The sequence below is a fragment of the Arthrobacter humicola genome (assembly GCF_039531445.1).
GTDB classification, from domain to species: Bacteria; Actinomycetota; Actinomycetes; order Actinomycetales; family Micrococcaceae; genus Arthrobacter; species Arthrobacter humicola.
The window spans coordinates 299,922-314,159 of sequence record NZ_BAAAQB010000037.1 but is presented as its reverse complement, the minus strand read 5'-3'; the positions used below and the strand labels follow the sequence as shown (position 1 = coordinate 314,159).

Below are 14,238 nucleotides of genomic sequence, written 5' to 3'. Positions count from 1 at the left end.
TTACTCTGGATTCTGCACCTAGAGAGAGTGAGCAATGATGCTTCTCGAAAGAGACCTCATCCAGTCCGTCGGCTTCCGCAACGTAAAGGACGGCGGACGTGTAACCGGCTTTCAGTTCCGGGTTCGAATGCCTTCCTACCGGGGCATGGCCGCGTCCCTCATCGACGGCATCGCCGTTCGCGTTGGCACCATCGTCGACGTCGGACCTGACGTTCCGCTTTGGACGTTCGGTGAGCGGACCTACACCCTGCAGCAGCTCTGGGACAGCGACGGCGTGCGCTGGCCCCTTGAAGAAGCGGCCGTGGTGACCGTACCGCTCGACGGCGGCCTCCCCCAGGGCGTCCACGAGCTCTCCATCGAGCTGCGGCTGCGCATGTCCTATATCCCGCTGGAGCACCAGCCCACCGTGCACCGGACCAGCCGCAAGGTGACGCTCGCGCCGGAAGGCCGCGAAGGCACCTTCCGCTACGGCGTTTCCCTGTACAGCTTCATGGGTGACTACGGCACGGTCATGGACCTGGAAACGGCGCTGGCCGCCGTCGCGGACGTGGGCGCCACCGGCGTCGAGATCCTCGGCGAGGGCCACATCCCCGGCTATCCTGAACCGTCCCCCGCCTGGATCGACAGCTGGTTCGGCCTCCTGGAGAAGTACTCGCTGGAGCCCACGAACTACGGCTCCTGGATTGACACCCGTCTGCACCCGGGACGGAGCATGACCGTTGCCGAGGGCGCCGATGCCCTGCAGCGGGACCTGCGGCTTGCCAGCCAATTGGGTTTCGGGTTCGTGCGCCCCAAGATCGGCGTCGTGTCCAGCGACCTGGTCCCGGACCCCATCTGGACCGAGTCCGTGGAACGCTCCCTTGATCTGGCCCACGAACTGGGGATCATCATCTGCCCGGAAATCCACTCGCCAACGCCCATCAAACACCCCGTCGTCGAGGACTACATCGCGCTCATCGAGCGGACGGGCACCAAGAACTTCGGGCTCCTCATCGATACCGGGATCTTCCAGGACCGGCCCATCCCGCTGCGCGAAGGGGAAACCCGCGAGACACGGCCCGCCTTCCTTGACGGCATTGGCGTCAATCCCGCCGACTTCGCGGATATCGCACAGTACGTTGTGTTCGTCCAGGCGAAGTTCCACGACATCAACGAGCTGCTGGAAGACCAGCAGATTCCGTGGCTGCCCGTGCTCCAGGCCCTCAAGGGCTCCGGTTACACCGGTTACCTCTCCAGCGAATACGAAGGCGAACGCACTCCCTGGCGTGCCATCGAGCAGGTGCGGCGCCAACACGCCCTGATCCGCCGCATCGCCGGCGGACTTACCTAACCCATCCCACCTCCCAGCAAAGAGACAACCATGCCAAACGGACTTCTTGACGATGCAAGCCTCCGCACCCACCCCGAGGGCCTCGCGCTGGCCCTGACGCTTCCGTGGTACCGGAGCCTGTGGCTCTCCTCGGTCTCCAGCCTCCGGCTCATGGTCGACGGCCGGGAAATCCCCGCCGGGGACCTGACCCTGGAACTGGACGGTATCCGCTATGCGCTCCCGGACCTGCCCGCGCAAAGCGAAACTCTCTGGTTCCTCCAGGAACATCCTCTGCTCATTGCCAAAACGGAGAGTCCTGTTGCCTTGGGCGAGCAGCACACAATCCAGATCATCGGTGAGCTGCGCCTGCCCTACATGCAGATTGCCCCCGGCCAGGACGGCGGTCCCGGCATGTACGTCCCCAATTTCGTCAACCAGACATTGGAGCTGACCGTCACGGACAAGGCGGCGGCGGCCCCGGAGCTGACGACGGCGGTCACCCCGCCTCCGCCCAAAGCTGAGGGGGATCCTTTCGCCCTCGGGCTCACCCTCTACTCGGCAAGTGCCGAATTCCGCGCCGGCTGGTACGACTTCGACGGCCTGCTGAGCCGGGTGGCGGAGCTGGGCATCGGCCCCGGGATCGAGATCGTGGCCTCTCAGGTCCTGCCTACCTATCCCAACGTGACGGACGACTTCGCGCGCTCGTGGCAGGAGGCCTTCGACAAACACGGTTTCACGGCCAGCTCCTTTGGCGCCAACCTGGATATGGGCAGGCGCCGTGACCGTGACATGACCCCGGACGAAGAGTACGAGTTCACGCAGACGCTCTTCCGCGGCGCCAAGAAGCTGGGTTTCCCGCTCGTCCGCATCCAGAGTGCGAAGCCGGAGCTTCTTCGCCGGCTCCTGCCGCTCGCCGAGGACCTCGAACTCAAACTTGCCTACGAGATCCATGCCCCCTTGGGGCCCAACTCGCCGGAGATCATGAAGGTCCGCGACGTTTATGCGGAGCTTGATTCGCCACTGTTGGGTTTCGTAGCTGACTTCTCCTCGACCATGCACAGCATGTCTCCCACGCTCCTGCGTGCCGTCCGCCGTGCCGGGCTGGACGACGAAGCCGTCCAAAGACTGCAGGCTATCTGGGCCACTGACGCCCCGATGCGGGTGCGGCAGGAGGAGTTCATTGCCTACCTGCGCGGACGCGACTTCGATCCTGCCCGGCTTGGGTCCTTCGCCCACCTGGCCTTTAACATGCACGGCCATGTCAGCCCCCAGGAGTGGGCTGACATCATGCCGCAAATCATGCACGTCCACGCGAAGTTCTACGACATTGATGACCAGGGCAACGAGCCGGCCATCGATTATCCGGAACTGGTCCGCGTATTCGTAGAAGGCGGCTACCGAGGCTACTGGTCCAGCGAGTGGGAAGGCCACGCCTTCGCCGAGCTCGGCGAGGTGGATCCGCTGCTGCTGGTCCGTCAGCAGCACGACCTCATCCGCAAGAGCATGCGGACGGCGCTGGCATCAGCCTGACGCTGCAACCGAACGTCCCATAGCCTCGATGCCCGTCCAGAAATGGGCGGGCATCGAGGCATTTAAGGGGCTTCCTTTGTTGCGGCGGCTGCCACGATGTCAGCGGCCTCTTTGAAGAGGCCCCGCATCCACTCATGTTCCGAATCGCGGTTGTGCACGGGGTGCCACCACAGGGCATTCACCAGCGGAGTGGCATCGAAGGGCAGCGGCAGGATCCGCACCCCGCCTATCCGCAGCGCGAACGGTACCAGCGCCGCCTGGATGAGCGCGATCCGGTTGGTTCCCACCACAAAGTGCGGCAGGGACTGGAAACTTTCAACAACCACGTCCACGCGCGGCTCAACACCCAGCTGCTGGATCTGCCGTTCCGCCGACGTTGAGGCTGAGCGGGTCTGATAGGTCATCACCCAGGGAAGCTCGGCGATGTTCTCCATGGTGATGCGATCGCCGACGGCGTCGTTGGACGAGGAGACCACGGCCACCCACCCGTCCCTCCATAGATCCAGGTAGGGGAGCCCGGTAAGGAACCCGTGGGGGATCACCATGCCGTCTACGGAACGAAGGCGGTTGGCGGCATCCTCCACCACCATCGGGTTGTGAAGCATAAACCGGAAGCGGACCCCTGGCGCCCGCTCAGCGGCAAGTTCGGAGGCAACCCGGCCAATGGTCGTGAAGCCGTAGTCCGAGCCGTAGATGGAGAACTCACGCTCGGATTCCGTGGGCTCCCAGGTGGCCTGGCTCTCGAAGACGCGGCGTGCGGCCTCGAGCGCGGTGGTGGTGTGCTCCGCGAGCCGCAGGGCGAAGGGGGTGAGCTCGTAGGCATTTCCGCGACGGGCCAGGATCGGGTCCCCGAAGTGGGATCTGAGCCTGGCGAGCGAGGCGCTGAGCGCCGGCTGGCTGAGGTGGAGCCGCTCCGCCGCCCTGGTCACGCTGCGTTCGGTAATGAGGGCATCCAGCGAAATCAGCAAGTTGAGGTCGAGCCGGGATAGCAGAACATGATTCATCACGGCACGGCAATCCTTCAACGGTGAACTAAGTAGGGCCAGTGTATCAGCGGCGTCGATAAGTTGGGCGGCCGGCATCAGACTTCTCGATGTAAGTGCTTCCGCTCACCCCCCGCATGACTTATGTCTGTCATCGGTAAGACTTATGTGCGTTTTCGGCACATCTCTTGCATACTGATGAGTGACCGGGGTCACGGCCCCGGATATTTTCGACAACGAAGTCAGAAAGGCTGGACATGACACAGCACCGTCGCTATTCGGGCCTCAAGGTCGGCGCCCTCGCCGTCCCCACTATCGCAGCCCTCGTCCTTACCGGCTGCTCAGCCTCCGCTGGCAGCAATTCCTCCGCTGGGGGCTCACAGGAATTTTCCCTGTCGTTCGCCACCTCCAACACCATTGAGAGCCCCTTCCAGGTCTTGGCTGAGAAGTACATGAAGTCGAACCCCAACGTGAAGATCACGTTCAACCCGCAGCCCAATGACTCGTACGACCAGACCCTGCGGACCCAGCTCCAGGCCGGAAACGCGTCCGACGTCGTGGTGACCGCGCCGGGTTCCGGCACCGGCCGCAGCATCCTGCCCCTCGTTCAGGCAGGTTTCCTTGAGCCTTTGGACGACGCCGCCAAGAAGCTTGTTCCCACGGGCAGCGAAGCCCTCTTTGGAACGGACGGAAAAGTCTACGGCCAGGCCCCGGAGATCACGGTGGTCGGGATGGTCGCCAATGAGACCGCCGCCAAAGCATCCGGCATCGCTGACTTCCCGTCAGACTTCTCCTCACTCCAAGAGCAGTGCAAAACGCTCGAATCGTCCGGCAAGTCGTTCTTCGCGCTGGCCGGCTCCGCTGCTCCAAACACCGGCCTGATGGCAATGTCGCTCGCAGCGTCCCGCGTTTATGCGGAGGACCCGAAGTGGAACGAAAAGCGTACCGCCAAGGAAACCACCTTCGCCGGCTCGGACGGCTGGAAGGCATCGCTGGAGGCAGTCACCAAACTGAATGACGCTGGCTGCTTCCAGAAGGGCGCCGCAGGTGCCGGCTTCGACGCCATCACCAAGGGCCTTGCCAGCGGAACTTCCGTTGCCGGATTTATCCCGGGCCCCAGCTGGAAGCAGTTGAAGTCTGCGGCCGCCGACTCGGATTTCGATGTGCGCGGGCTCCCTGCAGAGCAGAGCTCGGATAAGGGTTTCGTATTTGCCAGTGCCAACTACGCGTTTTCCATCAACGCGGCGTCCAAGAACAAGGACGCGGCGAAGGCTTTCCTCGATTGGGCCGCACAGCCTGAACAGACGAAGGCCTTCGCGGAAATCGACGGCGCTCTCCCGGTCAGCGGCCTGGACAGCTACGACTTCAACAGCGGTGCGTACAAGAACGTCGGTGATCTCATCAAGGGCGGAAAGTACGGCCCGCTGCCGAACAGCCAGTGGCCCAACTCAGCCGTGTACGATGCACTCGCCACCGGCGTCCAGGGCCTCATCACTGGCCAGAAGACTGCCGACCAGGTGCTGCAGGCGATGGATGCAGCCTGGGACCAGTAACAGCTTCACATCACCAAGCTCCGAGAACTCAAAGGGATAAGCAAGGATTACCATGACTGCGACGATGCAACCGAAAAGCGAAGCAGCTGAAGCACCCCGGCGAGGCAAGCGCACTCCGGGGGCGGACCCAAAGGCCCGCCCCCGGGGCAGGGGCCTACAGTTCGGGCACTGGTGGTGGGCGCTGCCCGGGATTGCCCTTGTCATCGCCATCCACTACGTGGCGACCGGCATCGGCGGCTTCTTCGCCTTCACCAACTGGACAGGCATCGGCTCGTTCAAAATGGTCGGCTGGCAGAACTTTGAAGCCATTTTCAAAGATCCCACCAAGCTCGGCGCCCTGCTGAACACTCTCTTCCTGGCCTTTGGGTCGGTCTTCCTTGGCAGCGTCGCGGGCCTCATCATCGCCCTCGGCCTGAACCGGGTCCTCAAGACGCGCTACATCCTCCGCACTCTCTTCTTCATGCCCGTGGTGCTCAGCCCCCTCGCCACGGCCTACATCTGGAAGTACATCTTCGACTTCGACGGTCCGATCAACGTCTTCCTGACCTCGATAGGCGCCGGCGACCTCGCGAAGCCCTGGCTCGCGGACCCGCAGTGGGCCATCTGGACGGTGCTGGTGGTGCTTGTCTGGAGCTCTACCGGCTTCGCCATGGTGATCTTCTTGGCCGGACTGGCCGGCGTGCCGGTGGAAGTCGAGGAGGCGGCCGCCATTGACGGCGCCAACCTGTGGCAGCGATTCCGGAACGTCACGCTGCCAGCTATCCGCCCCGCCATTGCCATTGCGACCACCCTGGGAATCGTCCAGGGGCTTCGGGTCTTCGACCCCATCATGGCCTTGACCGGGGGAGGGCCGGCGGGTGCAACCGAAACGCTGGCCACCCAGGTCTACAAGCAGGCGTTCGCGCTCGGGAACTTCGGTGGCGGTGCCGCCCTGGCCCTAGTGCTGGCCGTCATCATCCTGTTCTTCGCCGTTCTCCAGCAGCGGCTGACGCGATCGAACCCCGAGGACTAACAAATGTTCCGCTACACCAAACTCACCTTGCTCCGGGAAATTGGTCTCTGGGCTTTGGCGCTAATCTTCCTCGCCCCGTTCTACTTCCTAGTGACCACGGCTCTTAAGCCTGACAGCGAGATGTATACGACGTCGCCCCTCGCGCCGCCTAAGAGCCCGGACTTCAGCAACTTCGTGGCTGTCTTGACGGCCACGGGCAACTCCAACGTGGTCATGGGCCTTGTGAACAGTGTCATCATCACGGCGGGCAGCATAGTCGGATTGATCGCACTGGGCTCAATCACCGGATACGTGATCTCCCGCAACACCCGCCGCTGGAGCAGGGGCGCGTACTATCTCTTCCTCATTGCCATCATCCTCCCCGGCCAGCTCGGCGCCGTTCCCCTCTATATGGGTGCGCGTGCCATTGGCCTCACGGGATCGGCATGGGGCCTGATCATCCTGTATACCGGCATGCTCCTGCCGCTGTCGATCTTCCTTTACGCGAACTTCTTCCGGGGTCTTGGCACAGATTATGAGGAAGCGGCAACTATCGACGGCGCCAGCAAGTCCCAGATCTTCTCCAAGGTGGTGTTCCCCATGATGGCTCCTGCCACCGGCACGGTCACCATCTTCGCCGGACTCATCGTATGGAACGACTTCTTCACCTCGCTGATCTTCCTGGGCGGCTCTGCGAACCAGACGCTGCCGGTGGCCATGTACTACTACATCGGCTCCCTGGTCTCGAAGTGGAACTCGATCTTCGCGATCGTGATCGTCTCCATGATTCCCATCCTGGCGCTGTTCCTGTTCGCCCAGAAGCGATTCATCCAGGGCTTCTCCGGCGGCCTGAAGGGCTGACCCGCGATGGTTGACAACCGCGCAGCGTTCGAACGCTTCGTGGAGATCTTCTACACCCAAAAACGGGTGCGTGAAGCCTTCGACTTCCTTGTGGCCGGCGACTACCGGCAACACAACCCGACTATTCCTGACGGGCCTGAGGCGGCTATCCGGATGCTCACGCCAAAATTTGATGGATCCCCGGACGCGAGTTTCGATATCCAGCGCATCCTCGTGGACGGTGACCTGGCGATGGTGCATGTACGCGCTTCAGGTCCAGGGCGTCCCGACGCGGCCGTCGCAGACATCTACCGCTTCGAAAACGGGCGGATTGTTGAGCACTGGGACGTGCTTCAACCGGTCCCGGAGCGTCCGGTCCACGACCACCCCATGTTCTAAACCACTCTTCAACATTTCAGGAGACACCCATGTTTCAACTTTCGCCAAATATTGACCTTTTGTTCGCCGAATCAAACGAAAGCGCCGCGAACCGGGTCCGTGCCGCCGCTGCCGCCGGCTTCGATGCGGTCGAGATGTGGGGCCCGACGGGCAAGGACATTCCGGCCCTCAAGGACGCACTCGAGGAAACCGGAGTCCAGCTCACTGCCCAGCTCGCGGAACCGCGCATGCAGTTCATGATCCCGCCCCGAAACCACGAGCCTTTCTACGAGGGGCTGGACGCCGGCGTGGCGGTAGCGCAGCAGCTCGGCTGCCCACGCATCGTGGTGGGCAGCGGCACCGGCTTCGGCGGGCGCAAGCGGCAGGACCAGCTTGACGAGCTGATCGAAATCTTCACCCGAGGCGTCGCGCACATCGAGGGCTCCGGCATCACCCTGGTCCTCGAGCCGGTGAACATCCGGGTTGACCACCCCGGGGCGCTGCTGGACCGGACCGCGGAAGCCGTCTACGTCGCCCGCGGCGTGAATTCCCCGAACTTCGGCGTCCTCTACGACCTGTACCACTCCACCGTCGAAGGCGAGGACGTGGCCGCCGAACTCGCCAACGCCGGCAGTCTCATCAAGTACGTGCAGATCGCCGACGCCCCGGGCCGCGGGGAGCCGGGTTCAGGATCCATCGACTGGCCCGCCCGGCTCGCAGACCTGCAGAACAGCGGCTACTCCGGCCCCATCGGGCTCGAGTACTACCCGACTATTGACTCGGCAAAGTCCGTGCGCCGCATCCAGGAACTGGTGGCGGGGCGATGAGCAGCCGCCGGTACCCCGACACCGTCGACGTCGCCATCGTTGGCAGCGGACCGACGGCATCAACGTACGCGCGAATCCTCAGCGAGGAGGCGCCCGGCGTCACCATCGCCATGTTCGAAGTGGGTCCCACGGTCAGCAGCCCGCCCGGGGCGCACGTGAAGAACATCGGGGACGCTAAACGCCGCAGTCTTGCCCAGCGGGCATCGGAAGGCCCCGGAGCCGGCGCGGAAACGGTGAATTCACCCGGCGCCGTCAAAAGCGGGGAGCGCCGCGCCCGGCCCGGGACTTACCTGCTGCCGGACGGCTATGCGTTCCCCGGAGAAGACGGGATGCCAGTCGCCGCCATGTCGAGCAACGTGGGCGGCATGGCTGCCCACTGGACCGCCGCCTGCCCGCGCCCGGGCGGGCAGGAGCGCATCGCATTCCTGCCGGACCTGGAGCAGCTTCTCGAGGACGCCGACCGCCTGCTGGGCGTGACCGCCCATGCCTTTGACGGCGCCCCGTTCTCGGACCTCGTCCGCGGACGCCTTGCAGCCGTTGTGGATGAGGGCCGGGACCGGGCCTACCGCGTCCAGCCCATGCCGCTCGCCGTGCACCGCCGGAAGGACGGCGGCCTTGTCTGGTCAGGCTCCGACGTCGTCATGGGGGGCGTGACCCGGGATAATCCGGAGTTTGAACTTTTCGACGAGTCGCTGGTGACCCGCGTGCTCGTCGATGACGACGGCAGGGCCGGCGGCATTGAAGTCCAGGACCGGCGCAGCGGAGAGAGCCATCAGGTGGCCGCCCGCTACGTTGTGGTGGGCGCGGATGCCCTGCGCACGCCGCAACTGCTGTGGGCTTCCGGAATCAGGCCCGCCGCGCTGGGCCGTTATCTCAACGACCAGGCGCAGGTGGTGTTCGCGAGCAGGCTGCGTGACGTCGAGGCCGAGCATAGCCCGACGGCTGCGGACGGCGCGCTCAGCGAGCAAAGCGGGGTGGCGTGGGTTCCGTACACTGACGACGCGCCATTCCATGGCCAGATCATGCAGCTGGATGCGTCCCCTGTCCCGTTGGCCGAAGATGACCCTATCGTCCCGGGATCGATTGTTGGGCTGGGCCTGTTCTGCGCCAAGGACCTTCAGCGGGACGACCGGGTGGCGTTCGACGACGACGCCCGCGACTCATACGGAATGCCCGCCATGCGCATCCATTACCGCCTCACGGGACGCGACCATGACGTGCTTGAACGTGCCAGGCAGGAAATTGTCCGGCTGGGCAAGGCGGTGGGCGAACCGCTCGACGAGCGCCCCTTCGTCCTCCCGCCGGGGTCTTCGCTCCACTACCAGGGCACAACGCGCATGGGCGCGGCGGACGACGGCGAGAGCGTGTGTTCCCCGGACAGCCAGGTCTGGCAGGTCCCCGGCCTCTTTGTGGCCGGCAACGGCGTGATCCCCACCGCCACGGCGTGCAATCCCACGCTGACGGCGGTGGCGCTCGCGGTGCGCGGTGCGCGGAGGATTGCGGAAGAAATCACCAGCTCTTTACTTATGTCTAAATCTGACATTAGACTGACTAAATAATGAAGAAGTGGCCCACGCCACTCTGTTCAAGCACAGGCAAGACATGCCGCAGACAAGGAGGTCTCGATGATCGCCGACCGCATTATCGAGCAGGGAACACTCACCACCCAGGACGGCCGCACAGCCGTCGAAGTCCGCATCCCCTGGTACAGGGCCCTGCCGGGTTCGTGCATTGCCGGGGCAGCGTTGAGCGTTGACGGCGTCAGCGCACCGGAGGGCTCGCTGCGCTGGACCATGAACAACCGCACCTTCAGCTTCGAGGAACTCGTGGACGAGACCGGCGAATGGTGGTTTCCCCTGGACTCGGCCGTTCTTTCGGGCGACGTTCCCGTCCCGGATCAGCAGGCTGAGCACGAGGTCCGGGTCGACCTGAAGCTCTATATCCCGTACATCATCACCGACCACGGCGTGCTGCACATCGAAGAGCACGACACCAAGACCATGAAGGTGGCACAGCGATGACCAGCCTCGGCACGCCGATACAGGGCGTCACCCTTTACAGCTTCACCCGGGCCTCCCACGCCCGGCAGTACGACCTTGATGGCCTGATTCGAAAGGTGGCGGCCGAAGGCTTCGGCCCCGGCCTTGAGGTCATCGGATTCTCCAGCCTGCGGGGCTTCCCGGACCGGATTGATGACACCTTCGTTGGGCAGTTCCGTGACCTTGTTGCCGAGGTTGACCTGGTGCCCACCTCCCTCGCAGTTAACGTTGACACGGGCATCCGCCGTGACCGGCTCATGAACCACGACGAGCTGGTCGAGTACATGCGCAAGCAGATCGAAGTGGCCGCCCGGCTCGGCTTCCCGATCGCCCGGGTACAGATCTCGCTGACTCCCGACGCGATGGAAAGCCTGCTTCCCGTGGCGGAGCAGTACGGGGTCACCCTGGCCCTGGAAGTCCACGCGGACCAGCACGGCGCCCATGAACGTGTCCTGGCCCTGCGCGACCGCTATGAAAGACTCAATTCCCCGCTGTTGGGCTTCACCGCCGACTGGGGCGCCACGGTCACGGGCTTTGCTCCCTCCCTGCTGGAGGCCTACCGCCGCCGTGGTGCTTCCGAGGAGCTTCTCCGGCAGGTGGTTGAGCTGTGGAACGGTTTCCATGCCGAAGGACCGCCCAACACACAAAAGGTCCATGGTGAGCGCTTCGGGGCCTTCATCGGCTTGGCAGCGCGCAACGGCCGGCCGGACCTTGGCATCGACTTCGCCATCAACGGAACAGGGCTCTTCGGTCCGGCGCCGCTGGACACGTGGCTGGAAATCATGCCGTGGGTACGCCACGTGCACGGCAAGTTCTTTGGCATCGACGAGAACGGCGAAGAGCCCTCGGTACCGGTACGTGACCTGGTCCGGCAGCTCGTCGAGAACGGCTACTCCGGTGCAATCTCCAGCGAATACGAAGGCTGGCACTGGAACAACTGGCAGGACCCGTTCGACATAATCCGCGGCGAGCAGGCCGTCCAGCGTTCGGCCGCGGCCAACGCCGGTTCGTCCATGATCACCGACGCCTCCGAGGCGCGCCGCATCCTCAACAGCCATCTCGCCCAGCCCGTCCGCGGCTGACAACGAAGGAACCAAAAAGACATGTCAGAAGGCATCGCAGGCTCGGGTATCGAGCTAGGCATTACCCTCTATTCACTCACCTCCGAGTTCGCCGCCGGGCTTTACACGCCCGAGACGCTGATCAAGGCTGTTGCCGACGAAGGCCTCGGCCCCGGCGTCGAATTCAACATCGCGCAGATGCTGCGAACCTACCCCGACGTGGACGATGACTTCATCCGCCTCTGGCGCGACAGCATGGACCGCTACGGCCTGACACCCAGCGCCGTCGGCACCAACCTGGACATGGGCCGCCGCAAGGACCGGGACATGACGCCGGACGAGGAGTACGACTTCTTCGCCGCGCAACTGCGTACCGCCAACAAGCTCGGATTCCACCGCGTGGTAATCCGCTCCGCCGGCAAGGAACTACTCCGCCGGCTGCTTCCCCTGGCCGAGAAGTACGACCAGAAGCTCGGCTACGAAATCCACGCGCCGCAGGGCCCGAACGACCCCAAGATCCTGCAGATCCGGGAAATGTACGAGGAACTGGGAAGCGACCGGCTCGGTTTCACCGCAGACTTCAGCTCCACGATGCACAGCCTTTCCCCGACCCTGTTCCGCACCCTGACGCAGATGGGACTGCCCGAGGAGCACTTCGCCGTCATGCAGGACATCTGGCGCAAACCATTGCCCATGCACGAACGCAACCAGGAGTTCGAGGACTACCTCAACGCCAACAACTTCGATCCAGCACGCCTCGGCCCGTTCACCCGGCTGGCCTTCAACATGCACGGCCTGGTTCCACCGGAGGAATGGCTGGACATCATGCCGCAGATCTTCCACGTCCACGCGAAGTTCTACGACATTGACGAGAACGGCAATGAACCTGCGATGGACATTGCCCGGATTGTGCGCCAGTTCGTTAGGGGCGGCTACCAGGGATACCTCTCCAGCGAGTGGGAGGGGCACGCGTTCGCGGATCTCGGCGAATCCGATCCGATCGACCTCGTCAAGAAGCAGCACACGCTGATGCGGAGTGCCATTGAAGCGGCCGTTGACCCTAATGCACCCGACTCCCACCCGACCTTGGTCGAGACCGTTAAGTAAGGAAAACCATGGCAACTCACAATTCCCTGTTCCAGGACACCGACGTCCGCAGGCACCCCGAGGGCATCGCCGTGTCGGTGCAGCTGCCCTGGTACCGCAGCCTCTGGCTGTCTGCCGTTGACGACGTCGCCGCAACAGTTGACGGCGTGCAGATACCCAAAGCGTCCCTCCGCTTCGAATTGCAGGGAAGGTCCTACTCCATAGCTGAGCTTCCGGAGCAATGGGAAACCCTGTGGTTCGTCGCAGACAAGCCCGACGTCATCATCCCGCTGGACCGCGTCCCCGACGCCGGCGAGGAGATCGACGTCGAAGTCATCCTCACGCTCCGCCTGCTCTACATGCAGATCGCACCCATGCGCTACGTGGGCAACCGCGTGGCGGTCGAGCGCAAGGTAGTGCTCGCATGAGCACCCTGCGTGTGGCCATGATCGGCTATGGCTTCATGGGCGCCGCCCACTCCCAGGGCTGGCGCACGGCACCGCGGGTGTTCGACCTGCCGGCCGAGCCGGAAATGGCGGTCGTTGTGGGCCGGAACGCCGAAGCGGTGGCTGCCGCCGCCCAAAAGTGGGGCTGGGCAGAATCAGCCACAGACTGGCGGGAAGTGATCGCGCGGGACGATATCGACGTCGTCGACATCGTCACGCCCGGTGACTCCCACGCCGAAATCGCGATCGCGGCGCTTGCGGCCGGGAAGCACGTCTTGTGCGAAAAGCCGCTGGCCAACACGGTGGCGGAAGCCGAAGCGATGGCCGAGGCTGCGGAGCGCGCGGCAGCCAGGGGCATCCGGGCGATGGTGGGCTTCACCTACCGCCGTGTCCCGGCCGTCACCTTCCTCCGCAACCTCATCGCCGAAGGCGCAGTGGGGACGATCAACCACGTGCGCGCCTCCTACCGGCAGGACTGGCTCGTGGACCCCGAAATGCCGCTGGCCTGGCGTCTGCAGAAGGAACACGCCGGTTCCGGGGCGCTGGGGGACATTGGTGCCCATGCCATTGACCTCGCCCAGTTTGTCACCGGGCTAAACCTGGCGAAGGTGTCCGGCGTCATCGACACCATCGTGAAGGAGCGGCCTCTCCTGAACTCAAGTTCCGGGCTGTCCGGCACTGGACTCTCCGGCGCTGCCGGGACCGGCTACGGCCAGGTGACCGTGGACGATATCGCCATCTTCACCGGCCGCTTCGAAACCGGGGCGCTGGCGTCGTTTGAAGCCTCACGCTTTGCCACCGGCCGCAAGAACGCGCTGGAGATCGAGGTTTCGGGCGACAAGGGCGCCCTGGCCTTCGACCTTGAGGACCTTAACAGCGTCCGGTTCTACGACCGCACCGCACCCGCGGACCGCCAGGGCTTCAGGAAGATCCTCGTCACGGAAGCGGACCACCCCTACGTTTCGGCGTGGTGGCCCGCGGGTCACATGCTCGGTTACGAGCACGGCTTCTCCCACCAGGTCAAGGACCTCGTGGAGGGCATCGTGGGCGGCACAAACCCGCACCCGTCGTTCGCTGACGGGCTGAGGGTGCAGCGGGTGCTCGACGCCGTCGAGCGCAGTTCCGAAAATGATTCCGTCTGGACACGCGTCGCTGCCGGCGTTCCCGTGCTGGCCGGCTGAGGAGGGGGGAGCAG

14 protein-coding genes are annotated in these 14,238 nt (G+C 64.1%); 13 read left to right on the top strand and 1 reads right to left on the bottom strand.

From position 1 onward, the window contains the following. Positions 1-37 precede the first annotated feature (37 nt). Both ABD243_RS14510 and ABD243_RS14505 read left to right on the top strand, forming a co-directional pair. Complete coding sequence (locus tag ABD243_RS14510) at positions 38-1,330, top strand: C-glycoside deglycosidase beta subunit domain-containing protein (protein WP_344367158.1); 1,293 nt, start codon at positions 38-40, stop codon at positions 1,328-1,330. Between the two features lie 30 nt (positions 1,331-1,360). Then, a complete protein-coding gene (locus ABD243_RS14505; RefSeq protein WP_344367065.1) occupies positions 1,361-2,839 on the top strand; it encodes a sugar phosphate isomerase/epimerase family protein in 1,479 nt (492 codons plus the stop codon). Between the two features lie 62 nt (positions 2,840-2,901). Here the strand turns inward: ABD243_RS14505 and ABD243_RS14500 are convergent, their stop codons facing one another. Next, positions 2,902-3,846: a LysR family transcriptional regulator gene (locus ABD243_RS14500; RefSeq protein ID WP_344367062.1), complete on the bottom strand. Its 945-nt coding sequence runs from the start codon at positions 3,844-3,846 to the stop codon at positions 2,902-2,904. A 233-nt stretch (positions 3,847-4,079) separates the two neighbouring features. Between ABD243_RS14500 and ABD243_RS14495 the strand changes: the two genes are divergently transcribed. The 11 genes from ABD243_RS14495 (at position 4,080) to ABD243_RS14445 (ending at position 14,224) form a co-directional block, all read left to right on the top strand. Continuing rightward, entirely contained in the window at positions 4,080-5,375 is a 1,296-nt protein-coding gene (locus ABD243_RS14495) for an ABC transporter substrate-binding protein (protein ID WP_344367059.1), read from the top strand. A gap of 52 nt (positions 5,376-5,427) precedes the next feature. Continuing rightward, positions 5,428-6,387, top strand: coding sequence for a carbohydrate ABC transporter permease (locus ABD243_RS14490; protein WP_344367057.1), 960 nt, complete (start codon positions 5,428-5,430; stop codon positions 6,385-6,387). A gap of 3 nt (positions 6,388-6,390) precedes the next feature. Next, positions 6,391-7,227, top strand: coding sequence for a carbohydrate ABC transporter permease (locus ABD243_RS14485; protein WP_344367055.1), 837 nt, complete (start codon positions 6,391-6,393; stop codon positions 7,225-7,227). 6 nt (positions 7,228-7,233) lie between these two features. Then, positions 7,234-7,605, top strand: coding sequence for a nuclear transport factor 2 family protein (locus ABD243_RS14480; RefSeq protein ID WP_344367053.1), 372 nt, complete (start codon positions 7,234-7,236; stop codon positions 7,603-7,605). A gap of 29 nt (positions 7,606-7,634) precedes the next feature. Next, on the top strand, positions 7,635-8,411 hold the full coding sequence (locus tag ABD243_RS14475) for a TIM barrel protein (RefSeq protein WP_344367050.1): 777 nt from the start codon (positions 7,635-7,637) through the stop codon (positions 8,409-8,411). Further along, entirely contained in the window at positions 8,408-9,970 is a 1,563-nt protein-coding gene (locus tag ABD243_RS14470) for a GMC oxidoreductase (protein WP_344367048.1), read from the top strand. The genes ABD243_RS14475 and ABD243_RS14470 overlap by 4 nt, the downstream gene beginning before the upstream one ends. A gap of 66 nt (positions 9,971-10,036) precedes the next feature. After that, entirely contained in the window at positions 10,037-10,432 is a 396-nt protein-coding gene (locus ABD243_RS14465) for a C-glycoside deglycosidase beta subunit domain-containing protein (RefSeq protein WP_344367045.1), read from the top strand. Next, the gene (locus tag ABD243_RS14460; protein WP_344367043.1) at positions 10,429-11,532 is read left to right on the top strand and encodes a sugar phosphate isomerase/epimerase family protein; all 1,104 of its coding nucleotides are present in this window, start codon (positions 10,429-10,431) and stop codon (positions 11,530-11,532) included. The genes ABD243_RS14465 and ABD243_RS14460 overlap by 4 nt, the downstream gene beginning before the upstream one ends. Before the next feature lie 21 nt (positions 11,533-11,553). Next, entirely contained in the window at positions 11,554-12,618 is a 1,065-nt protein-coding gene (locus ABD243_RS14455; protein ID WP_344367041.1) for a sugar phosphate isomerase/epimerase family protein, read from the top strand. A gap of 8 nt (positions 12,619-12,626) precedes the next feature. Beyond that, on the top strand, positions 12,627-13,025 hold the full coding sequence (locus ABD243_RS14450) for a C-glycoside deglycosidase beta subunit domain-containing protein (protein WP_344367039.1): 399 nt from the start codon (positions 12,627-12,629) through the stop codon (positions 13,023-13,025). Further along, on the top strand, positions 13,022-14,224 hold the full coding sequence (locus tag ABD243_RS14445) for a Gfo/Idh/MocA family protein (protein WP_344367037.1): 1,203 nt from the start codon (positions 13,022-13,024) through the stop codon (positions 14,222-14,224). The genes ABD243_RS14450 and ABD243_RS14445 overlap by 4 nt, the downstream gene beginning before the upstream one ends. Positions 14,225-14,238 lie beyond the last annotated feature (14 nt).

What these genes read in the sequence shown, in the direction of transcription:
- ABD243_RS14465 (WP_344367045.1), top strand. Translation starts at nt 10,037, where the DNA reads ATGATCGCCGACCGCATTATCGAGCAGGGAACACTCACCACCCAGGAC.
- ABD243_RS14460 (WP_344367043.1), top strand. Translation starts at nt 10,429, where the DNA reads ATGACCAGCCTCGGCACGCCGATACAGGGCGTCACCCTTTACAGCTTC.
- ABD243_RS14490 (WP_344367057.1), top strand. Translation starts at nt 5,428, where the DNA reads ATGACTGCGACGATGCAACCGAAAAGCGAAGCAGCTGAAGCACCCCGG.
- ABD243_RS14510 (WP_344367158.1), top strand. Translation starts at nt 38, where the DNA reads ATGCTTCTCGAAAGAGACCTCATCCAGTCCGTCGGCTTCCGCAACGTA.
- ABD243_RS14495 (WP_344367059.1), top strand. Translation starts at nt 4,080, where the DNA reads ATGACACAGCACCGTCGCTATTCGGGCCTCAAGGTCGGCGCCCTCGCC.
- ABD243_RS14485 (WP_344367055.1), top strand. Translation starts at nt 6,391, where the DNA reads ATGTTCCGCTACACCAAACTCACCTTGCTCCGGGAAATTGGTCTCTGG.
- ABD243_RS14475 (WP_344367050.1), top strand. Translation starts at nt 7,635, where the DNA reads ATGTTTCAACTTTCGCCAAATATTGACCTTTTGTTCGCCGAATCAAAC.
- ABD243_RS14455 (WP_344367041.1), top strand. Translation starts at nt 11,554, where the DNA reads ATGTCAGAAGGCATCGCAGGCTCGGGTATCGAGCTAGGCATTACCCTC.
- ABD243_RS14470 (WP_344367048.1), top strand. Translation starts at nt 8,408, where the DNA reads ATGAGCAGCCGCCGGTACCCCGACACCGTCGACGTCGCCATCGTTGGC.
- ABD243_RS14480 (WP_344367053.1), top strand. Translation starts at nt 7,234, where the DNA reads ATGGTTGACAACCGCGCAGCGTTCGAACGCTTCGTGGAGATCTTCTAC.
- ABD243_RS14445 (WP_344367037.1), top strand. Translation starts at nt 13,022, where the DNA reads ATGAGCACCCTGCGTGTGGCCATGATCGGCTATGGCTTCATGGGCGCC.
- ABD243_RS14450 (WP_344367039.1), top strand. Translation starts at nt 12,627, where the DNA reads ATGGCAACTCACAATTCCCTGTTCCAGGACACCGACGTCCGCAGGCAC.
- ABD243_RS14505 (WP_344367065.1), top strand. Translation starts at nt 1,361, where the DNA reads ATGCCAAACGGACTTCTTGACGATGCAAGCCTCCGCACCCACCCCGAG.